This window comes from Holospora curviuscula (genome assembly GCF_002930195.1).
GTDB classification, from domain to species: domain Bacteria; phylum Pseudomonadota; class Alphaproteobacteria; order Holosporales; family Holosporaceae; genus Holospora; species Holospora curviuscula.
This window is the reverse complement of the sequence record NZ_PHHC01000131.1, coordinates 1-6,544: the sequence shown is the minus strand read 5'-3', so window position 1 is coordinate 6,544 and position 6,544 is coordinate 1. Positions and strand designations below refer to the sequence as shown.

Below are 6,544 nucleotides of genomic sequence, written 5' to 3'. Positions count from 1 at the left end.
GAAGGCGTTATCTGTGTCGCTGTTGCCAATGGTGTTACCCTCAATACTGATGACGTCACTGGCTGCTGTGCCAAAGCTCGAAAATTTGGATAAAACATAGTTTACATTGAGTTAGGAACAAGGCATCCCATAAGCGCTGATTAGGCTCATGACTGGGGTGAAGTTATGAGTGAAATCAAAATATTGTATCCCTGAGCCTGTCAATATACTCTTGGAGGCCATTCAAGCGATGGGTTCCAGATTAGGTCTTCAGTAAGCGTGTGCCCATTAAAGGGATTAAAGGACGGTCTTCATTAGGTAACGATCCTGGACCTTCACGGCTTGCACCTTAAGTGCTGCGTGTTTCTTTCATAATTCACAATTTATCTCAATTTTTTCCTTATGTCCCTTGGTTTTATGTGTAGGTTCTGATTTATTAAAGGTTATTTTGAAAAAATTTATACTTTTGATGATATTTTATGGTTTCTATAATGCCATTTTATTTTGAATCTTAGATAGAAAAAATAAATATTAATAGAAGTGCGCCACTCTAGCGTGATTTGGGATGATGCTCCCTTTCATAAAGCGAGAAAACAAGAGAACTCATAAAATTCGTAGAGCGTAAAGTTAATTTATTTCTGCCTTAGATCTAAATTCTATAGAAACATTCTGGGTCAATAATGGATCAAGTAAAATATCCTATGATTATGGAGCACTTTGGATTTTTTTTCCTAATCAAAGCTATTTAAGTATAACACTATTAATGAAGTAACGTGTAAGCATCTTGGAATTAAAAATTACCTGTACTTGATGTTAGATGGTTTCCGTACTGAGCAGAACGGGTGTATTGGGAGTGGCTGTACTGCTAAAAATTTAGATCTGTTAAAGTAAATAGTTTTTGCCCATCTTGCATAGAGAAAAAAATAATTTATAAAAATTTACTCAGGTTAGTATCCGTAAACATTCCATGTATTTATAAATATTTTATTAAGTACTTCAAAAAAATGTGTAGGTTTAGGCTTTGCAACTATGATAAGGAACAATATTTTGTTAAGATGATTGATAATGATCCTAGTTAGAATTTTCTGTGCAATTGCCTTACTTTGTATTACAAAAAACTACGCCCTATGGTCGTTTGGGCACTCTCGTGACAGCGCACGGGAATATTTCTACGCCATGTTTCTTTTTTTGTGCTACGAAAGCTACCATTAAAGGAATAGATGCTCAAGCGATGGAAACTCTTAGAACACCTGTGCTTTTAGCGAACACGTATCACTTAATGTTACATCCTGGACCTAATGTGATTGCCCAGGCCGGAGGTTTAGGCGCTTTTATGGGATGGCGAGGTCCGACCTATACAGACTCAGGTGGATACCAAATTTTTAGTCTTGGGTATGGTTGTGTATCTCAAGAGATCAAAGGATCTCCACGATCAGAGCGCTATCTTCGAATTTCCGAAAAAGGAGCAGAATTTTTTAGTTATCGTGATGGAACTAAATGGTGTCTTACCCCAGAACTTTCTATTCATGTTCAACAAGCTTTGGGGGCAGATTGCATTTTTACATTAGATGAATGTACTCCGTACCATATTTCCTATGATCAAACTCGTGTTGCTATGGAGCGCAGTCATCGATGGGCACAGCGCTCTTTGAGTGAATTTTTAAGAGAGGATGCACCTTATAAAAAATCTTACCAAGGACTTTATGGTATCTCTCAGGGAGGAATTTATCCACAATTAAGACGCACGAGTGTAGAGTTTTTAAATGCCACAGATTTTTTTGGTCATGGTATTGGGGGGTCCTTGGGCACAACTTCTAAAGAAATGGGAGAAGTGTTAGATATGGCCTTAGAAGGATTGTGTCTAAACCGCCCCATTCATTTGTTAGGTATTGGAAAAATTGAGGATATTTTTGATGGTGTAATGAAGGGAATTGATACTTTTGATTGTGTAATTCCTACACGATTAGGGCGTCATGGGGGTGCGTTGATCATGCCGCACTATTGGAAGAGTGCTCAAGAGTCTTATCACGCGCGTACTTCTATTAATCTTTTGAAATCCTGTTTTAGAAATGACCATCGTCCCATTGATGAAAGCTGTTTATGCCCTACGTGTCAAAGATATACTCGGGCCTATCTTCACCATTTAATGAAATCAAAAGAAATCACCGGAGGTGCTTGTCTTACTCTGCATAATGTGTTTTTTATGAATACTATGATGGCGGCGATTCGAGAAGGTATTGCTGCGGATAGTGTAGCGCAGGTGCGTACTCACTGGTTAGGACGATGAAATTTAATCCTTCCCAGGGCCATAAGACTCCGCTGTATGGAGAGGTTATACTTAATCCAGCTAAAAATTTACTTTTGAAGTTTCTTCAAACCGGAAAAATCCTATGAAAAATTTTATTCCTTCCCAGGGAGAGAGGTGCGTCCTAGAGCTTTGGGTCACTCCTGAGTTTTGCGGGATGCGATTGGATAAATTTTTAGTAAAGTGCCTACCGCATTATAGTCGAGTCTTTATTCAAAACGTCCTAGAAGCGGGGTATGTAGAGAGTCCTTTAGGGATCTTATCTAAAAAACACCAATCTATGAAAGTGTCTTTGGGGACTTTATTTCGCATTGAAATTCCTCAATCTCAGCCTTCCGTATTGAAACCGATCGCTATGAATTTAGAGATTCTCTACGAAGATGAAGACATTATGGTCATCAACAAACCAGCGGGCCAGGTAGTACACCCTTCTATGGGACATCGAGAAGATAGTTTAGTGCACGGTCTTCTTGCGCACTGTCAAGATCAGCTCTCTCACTTGGGAGGCTTACAGCGTCCGGGAATTGTGCATCGATTAGATCAATTTACCAGTGGTGTGCTTTTGGTGGCAAAACATGATGTGGCGCATCATCACTTAAGTACACAATTTGCACAACGCAGTGTGTATAAAACCTATTGGGCTATTGTTTATGGTGCTCCTGTTCCCCCTTTAGGGCGTATTGAGGTGAACATTGGGAGAGATCCAAGACAGCCTTTACGCATGTCTGTGAGCTTGACCAAGGGAAAATACTCCATAACCCGTTATCGTACAAAAATGCGATCTCAGTGTGGTAAATATAGCTTTTTAGAATGTTTTCCAGAGACTGGAAGAACGCACCAAATTCGTGTTCATTTGTCTCATTTAGGGCACGGTATTGTTGGAGATCAGGTGTACAGTCGTTCCCACAAAGATTTACCACGTCAAGGGCTTCATGCGTATCAATTATCGTTTGTTCATCCTATAACGTTCCACCCCTTGTGTATTACGCGTGAACTTCCTGAAGATATGATGACTTTTTTGCATCATTATTTTTAGCTTAAGTCTTATAAAAATTTATCTTTTACTGTGCTTAGGGTGTGTGAACAAATTTTAACGAAGCCAAAATATGTCGATATTTATAATTAAGTGTTGTAAAATTAAGGTATTTAGTTACAAGAGGAGATAATATTCCAAAGAATACCAGACGACCAATGGGAAGGAATAAAAGAAAAGTTGCCTTGGAAAGAAGGGGATTCAGGACGTACTGGTAACGATAGGGATTGCCTGAAAGGGTTCAGCGTGACGTGCCTTGCCAGGATCTTACAGAAAATGCTTGAGGGTTCAGAAACGGTTTATAAGATGCTCCAAAGCCGGTGTGTGGTAAATAATTTTTAGTACTCTGGCAGCAGATGCTGATACGCAATGGATCATAATTGATTCCACAATGATACGCGCCCATCCACATGTTTGATCCCAGAGAGTTATGGTATATATTATGAAGATAATAATGCATGGAGAAAAAGCTTATGGGACAAGTATTACACGAAAATGCCAGAACAACGGAGGCAATCCGTAGAGAGATCCGTGATAGTAAAAAGAGCATAGGAAAAGCGGCTAAAAGATTTAATGTTAACCCAAAAACAATCCTCAAGTGGAGAAAAAGAGAAGATACGAAAGACCTTCCGATGGAACCTAAAAAGATAAAATCTACAGTTCTATCAGAGACAGAAGAAGAGGCGATTGTGGCTTTCAGACAGCTTACACCCTATCGTTACCAGTACGTTCTGAATCCCCTTCTTTCCCAGGAAAACTTTTTTTATTTCTTATCATTGGTCGTCTCATATCCCTTGCAATCTTATCTCCTCTTATTACAACACTTAATTATAAATATTAACACATTCTAAAATCTTTAATTTTTTCCAATTTTTGAAGAATATTTTTCAGTTCTTGCGCATCAAACGAGTACGTCTTTTTATTTTTGTGAAATGAAATGTGTACTTTTTCAGTTTTTTTATCGTATATTTGATCTTTTTATCTTTATCTGATTCTTGTTTTTTTATATTCTTCTTGTTTCTGAAATCTTTTTTATATAGCTTTTAAAAAATTTTGAACATGCTGTGGAATTAAGGTAATGGGCACAAAAATCGTAAGCGACTTTGGGACGTGAGATTTCCCTAGGGCAGAAATTTTCTACAATATTCTCTAAAAGTGTTTTATTTTTCAAAAGTTGAGTCCAAAACAATCGTCTTTATTTTAGGATAGTCGTTAAAATTTTTTCAATTTTATTCTTATCAAAAGGGTGTCCTTTATCATTAAGTAAGAGTGGTGCACTAAAGAACAAAAATTTTAATATTATCTTCATTACGTTATGCTATATCGTTCTAAACTTGCTCAATAAATTATCAAAGAAAAAAGATGAAGAGTTCTGTTTTGTTACGATTATAATGTAAGGAAAAAAAATCCTTCGAAGGGGTAATGGACTGGACCGTCGCACGAGTACTGATTTACAGTCTAGTCTTAGACTATGGGTTTAAAAGATATAAGCTTAGGCTCTTTACATTCCCCGAAAAAAGAGAGGGAAAACACTCCTTGATTAAAAAAAGATTCTTTTCTATTCATTACTTCAGTTTTACCGATAATTTTTGGTCTTTATTTGAAGTCAGATTTTAAATTGATCAGGTATTTTGGTAATTGCTGTGCGCCTTTTTTTTAGTAATTCTTGTTCTTTCAATTTTTGTTCTATTTCTAGCCGTCTTACCTCTTTCAACTTTTGTTCTATTTCTAGAGCTCTGGCTTCTTGCACCCGTTTTGCTAGCAATTTTTGTTTTTCCAATGTTTCGTTGAGTAATTTTTCTTCCTTCAACTTTTTTTCTAGCAATTTTGCTTGTTCTAACTCTTCTCTCGCCCAATGATCACTAATATTCTGCATAATTGAAATGCAAGTTTTGTACGCAGGAGTTTCTTTTGATTCTTCTGATTTTTTACATAAAATAGAAGACAATTTCTTAAAGCATTGGGACAAAGGAAGGTCCGGTATACTGCGGGAAAACGCATACAAGAGCGGTGCTATAGTTTTGAAGTCGTCGTAATTAGGATTAGAAACTATTTTTTTACTATACTGTTCTAGGTGCTGCACATTAAGCTTTCCAGGGGTGCTGATTTGTGATGCAAAATATTTTTTTAAGTCATCCTCAGTGAAACAATACCCTTTATCATTGGTAAAAAGTAACCCACTAAGAATAAAAGAGGCTATTGTTATTTTCATGGTTTGATTTATTTTTAATAGTATAAATTATAATATAAAATATTATGAAAAAAAATAAGTTAAATTATAAATTTTTTGCTTAAATACGATACTGTTTTTATTCGTCTACTTTTTTTCTTTCTATCCATCGCTTGAGTTTTACGTCTAATTTTTGGTTTTTATTTGAAGTCAAAGTTTTAAATTCATCGGGTACCTGGATAGTCTCTGTGCGTCTTTTTTTTAGTAATGGGCCTTCGTTTAAATTTTGGTTTATTTTTAGTCTTCTTACTTCTTTCAATTTTTGTCCCATTTCTAGCATGCTGGCTTTTTGCATTTTTTTGTCATCAATATTTCTTCTTCTTCGAATCTTTTTTGACCGCCATTTTTTTTTGTAACTTTTTTCTAGCAATTTTGATTCTTTTAACTCTTCTCTCACCCAATGATTACTGATACTCTGCATAGCTGAAATGTAAGTTTTGTACTTAAACATGTCTTCGAATTTTTCCAATTTCTTACATAAAATAGGAGATAATCTATTACAAGATTCGGACAAAGAAAGGTTTAGTCTATTGCGAAAAAACGTATACAGCAGCGGTGTTATAGTGTTGAAGTTGGTGAAATTAGAAACTATTGTTTGTACTCTACTATTCTAGGTGCTACACATTAAGCTTTCCAGAGGTATTGATTTGTAATGCAAAATGTTTTTCTAGTGCATCCTAGAATACACTGTATAATTTGTAAATATTAACTCAATAATAATCAAGTTTGATATTTGTTTTTTTGCTGACTTTGTTTGTTTTTTAACTATTATGAATTACAGTACAAAAAAATTATGAAAAAAGTTAAATTTTATTTAAAGATTTACGTATTGATGGAAGAAACGTTTTGCATGTTCAGTATTTTTTATTTTTTTATGCTTTTTCGGAAGGCGTTAGCTTTAAGAGGAGAGAAAGGGGAGGGGATCGAGGGAGCAGACAGAAGGCTCTACGAAGAATTCACGCAGGATCCAAGAAGGATTTCAGTATCGTGCAGGTAA

General features: G+C 35.9%; 6 protein-coding genes. 3 read left to right on the top strand and 3 right to left on the bottom strand.

The window, feature by feature from the left end; translation table 11 throughout:
• The first annotated feature begins 1,072 nt into the window (after window positions 1-1,072).
• Together tgt and HCUR_RS06530 are read left to right on the top strand one after the other, a co-directional pair.
• Window positions 1,073-2,266, top strand: coding sequence for a tRNA guanosine(34) transglycosylase Tgt (gene tgt / locus HCUR_RS06535; RefSeq protein WP_207760967.1), 1,194 nt, complete (start codon window positions 1,073-1,075; stop codon window positions 2,264-2,266).
• 103 nt (window positions 2,267-2,369) lie between these two features.
• Complete coding sequence (locus tag HCUR_RS06530) at window positions 2,370-3,320, top strand: RluA family pseudouridine synthase (protein WP_104207285.1); 951 nt, start codon at window positions 2,370-2,372, stop codon at window positions 3,318-3,320.
• Between the two features lie 238 nt (window positions 3,321-3,558).
• Here HCUR_RS06530 and HCUR_RS08820 read toward each other — a convergent pair whose 3' ends face one another.
• On the bottom strand, window positions 3,559-3,723 hold the full coding sequence (locus HCUR_RS08820; RefSeq protein ID WP_165780835.1) for a hypothetical protein: 165 nt from the start codon (window positions 3,721-3,723) through the stop codon (window positions 3,559-3,561).
• Between the two features lie 52 nt (window positions 3,724-3,775).
• Between HCUR_RS08820 and HCUR_RS06525 the strand changes: the two genes are divergently transcribed.
• Window positions 3,776-4,168: a hypothetical protein gene (locus HCUR_RS06525; protein WP_104207284.1), complete on the top strand. Its 393-nt coding sequence runs from the start codon at window positions 3,776-3,778 to the stop codon at window positions 4,166-4,168.
• Between the two features lie 755 nt (window positions 4,169-4,923).
• Here the strand turns inward: HCUR_RS06525 and HCUR_RS06520 are convergent.
• Together HCUR_RS06520 and HCUR_RS06515 are read right to left on the bottom strand one after the other, a co-directional pair.
• Window positions 4,924-5,529 carry a hypothetical protein gene (locus HCUR_RS06520; protein ID WP_104207283.1) on the bottom strand — a complete coding sequence of 202 codons (606 nt, stop codon included), beginning with the start codon at window positions 5,527-5,529 and terminating at the stop codon, window positions 4,924-4,926.
• Window positions 5,530-5,626: 97 nt separating this feature from the next.
• The gene (locus tag HCUR_RS06515) at window positions 5,627-5,998 is read right to left on the bottom strand and encodes a hypothetical protein (RefSeq protein WP_104207282.1); all 372 of its coding nucleotides are present in this window, start codon (window positions 5,996-5,998) and stop codon (window positions 5,627-5,629) included.
• Window positions 5,999-6,544: the final 546 nt, after the last annotated feature.